Consider the following 2,452-nt stretch of genomic DNA (forward strand, 5'->3'; position numbering starts at 1 on the left):
TCTAAGAGCCTGACTCAGAAAGATCGATTTGATTTCAGGGGTTTTGCGAGCCGCCGGGTGAGTAGTCGGATACTGGCGACGAAGATCCATGCCTCGGCCGAGGCGATCGTTTTCTCGAAGTCCCTGGCCAATCGACGGCATCGTCCGAGCCAGGCGAAGGTCCGTTCTACTACCCATCGGCGCGGTAGCAGCTCAAAGCCCTTTGCCTTGTCCGTTCGCTTGACGATCTCCAGCACAAAGCAGCCGCTCCTTTTCAGTGCGCCCTTCAGCTTCGGGCCCGCATAGCCACCGTCAGCGAAGACGTGGCGCAGCCATGGCCAGCGCTTCACGATGGACTTGAGCACCTGCGCCGCGCCGTCGCGATCCTGAACCGCCGCGCTGTGAACGACGAGGCCGACCAGGAGCCCGCTGGTGTCGGTCACGATATGGCGCTTGCGGCCATTGATCTTCTTGCCTGCGTCGAAGCCCCGGATACCACCGCTTTCAGTGGTCTTGACGGACTGGCTGTCGATGACGCCGGCGGACGGACTTGCCTCCCGGCCCTCCTGCTCCCGGGCCGCCATCACCAGTGTGTTGTTGACGGCGCGCAGGATGCCGATATCGCGCCAGGCATAGAAGTAGTTCTGCACCGTGGTGAAGGGTGGGAAGTTCTTCGGCAACATGCGCCATTGGCAGCCGGTCGACGCCATGTAGAGGATTGCGTTCACCACCTCGCGCAGGTTTGCCACACGCGGCCGACCAACCGGCCTCGGTCCAGGCAGCAAGGGCGCGATCAGCGCCCATTCCCCATCGCTCAGGTCACTTGCGTAGCGCGCCGCCTCGCGGGCATAATCGCGCCGAGTGATATCAGTCCACGGCATCGTGCTCTCCATCGAATCTTCGCAAATCCGACGGAATCACAACCTGCTGATATCACTCAACTCTTTTTAGGTCAGGCTCTAACAGGCGTCGCGAACCGGCGCTGGATGACGGAAACACTCGACCTCTTATGGAACGACGGCAGTGCGGCTATGTTGATGTGCGACATCGACGACTTCAAGAAACTGAACGATCGCCTTGGTCATGCCGAGGGCGATCGCTGTCTGGTCAAGGTCGCGGGCATTATCCAGCAAAATGTGAGGCGCGATCGCGATCACGTGGCCCGCTACGGCGGCGAAGAGTTCCTCGTGCTCCTGCCCGGAGTGGATGAAAAGGAGGCCATCGCCGTGGCTGAACGAATTCGTGAGAGCGTTGAAGCTGCCGCTCTTCCCAATCCTGCATCTCGCGTGTCGCGCCGCGTCACTCTCAGCATCGGAGTTGCGGTTCAAGGGCAAGCTGGCGAGGCGGCGTCACCGGAGCAACTTCAGCGTCAGGCGGATGCGGCACTCTATCTTGCCAAGCAGAGTGGCCGCAACCGAGTGCTGCCTTATAGACCGGAGTCGCCCGTGCGCAAAAGCGTTCGGTCGATACGGTGAAACCTTCGAGACGGCCAGCAAGGCGAACAGAACCCTAGTCAGAGCATTTATCATCTCGCAGACTGTAAGTCAGTCGGTCGGATTGCCGCCTTCAGCGCGTGGTCTAGACCAGATGCCGGCCAGCGTATGGCGGCGTTGCTCTCACGGCCAACTGCGCAGCAATTCGGCATCCCAGTGGCAATCAAATTCCACGGAGGCCAGCACCTGCCTATGCAGCAGCGACTTCCCGATGGCGAACGAGGCCGGAAAGGCCGAAGGCTGTGGAAAGGCTGCCGAATGAGAAGAAGGGGGCTATTCTACAGCATCCGTCTGCATCGGCTTGCCCGGCGCGATGTAGTGCCATTCGCCCTTGTTCGACAGTCCAGGCGAGGATGGCGTTCGAGGTGAACTCGCTGCCATAGCACCTCGGCCTGCCGCGCTCAGCGATCAGCCGATCCAGCTCGCGGGCAACACGCATGAGTTCGGCCATTAGCGGCAGATCTCCGGGATTGACTGTAGATGCAGCTCCGAACGGAGAAATGTCATGGCGTCTCTGTTCCGGCAGCCGAAAGCTACAAAAAGGTTTCGCTCCATTCTGGGTGACACCGCTTGCGACTGGACGAGCGCTTGGCCTGTTGCCACCAGGTCCTACGTATGATTACCTTTAAGCGTTTTCAAACATCAGGAGGGCCCACGATGGCGGACAATTTCAAGACGGAGATGTGGTCCGTCTGAAGTCAGGAGGCCCCAACATGACTGTCGGCGATGCTACAGCTGCCTCGGGCTCCGTCTTGTGCCATTGGTTCAATCGTGAAGGCGAAACTTGGACCCCGCAACACGCCGGATACAAACGGGAACAACTGGAAATGGCGAACTTGGTTAGTCCCTCTCAGGCGTAACAAGCTTTCGCGCAAGCCGCGCCGCCGCAGGGGCGCCCAGCGCCGCTATCTATGCCCGGCGCCGGCGCCAATCTCCGCGATGAACTCGACGCCGGCAACATCGCGGCATCGGGCGCGCTT

At 60.5% G+C, this 2,452-nt stretch carries 2 protein-coding genes and 2 pseudogenes; 2 read left to right on the forward strand and 2 right to left on the reverse strand.

What is annotated here, in order from left to right:
• Window positions 1-14: 14 nt before the first annotated feature.
• The gene (locus BFN67_RS20470) at window positions 15-860 is read right to left on the reverse strand and encodes an IS5 family transposase (protein WP_080920771.1); all 846 of its coding nucleotides are present in this window, start codon (window positions 858-860) and stop codon (window positions 15-17) included.
• On the opposite strand from BFN67_RS20470, the pseudogene BFN67_RS20475 reads away from it, so the two are divergent.
• Window positions 801-1,454 (forward strand): annotated as a pseudogene (locus BFN67_RS20475) (GGDEF domain-containing protein); the annotation flags it as partial. The gene BFN67_RS20470 and the pseudogene BFN67_RS20475 overlap by 60 nt on opposite strands.
• 294 nt (window positions 1,455-1,748) lie before the next feature.
• Here BFN67_RS20475 and BFN67_RS24190 read toward each other — a convergent pair.
• Window positions 1,749-1,908 (reverse strand): annotated as a pseudogene (locus BFN67_RS24190) (IS3 family transposase); the annotation flags it as partial.
• Between the two features lie 277 nt (window positions 1,909-2,185).
• Between BFN67_RS24190 and BFN67_RS20480 the strand changes: the two are divergent.
• Window positions 2,186-2,332 carry a hypothetical protein gene (locus tag BFN67_RS20480; protein ID WP_080920626.1) on the forward strand — a complete coding sequence of 49 codons (147 nt, stop codon included), beginning with the start codon at window positions 2,186-2,188 and terminating at the stop codon, window positions 2,330-2,332.
• The last annotated feature ends 120 nt before the right edge of the window (window positions 2,333-2,452 follow it).

The organism is Manganibacter manganicus (assembly GCF_002075885.1).
Classification (GTDB): Bacteria; Pseudomonadota; Alphaproteobacteria; order Rhizobiales; family Rhizobiaceae; genus Mesorhizobium; species Mesorhizobium manganicum.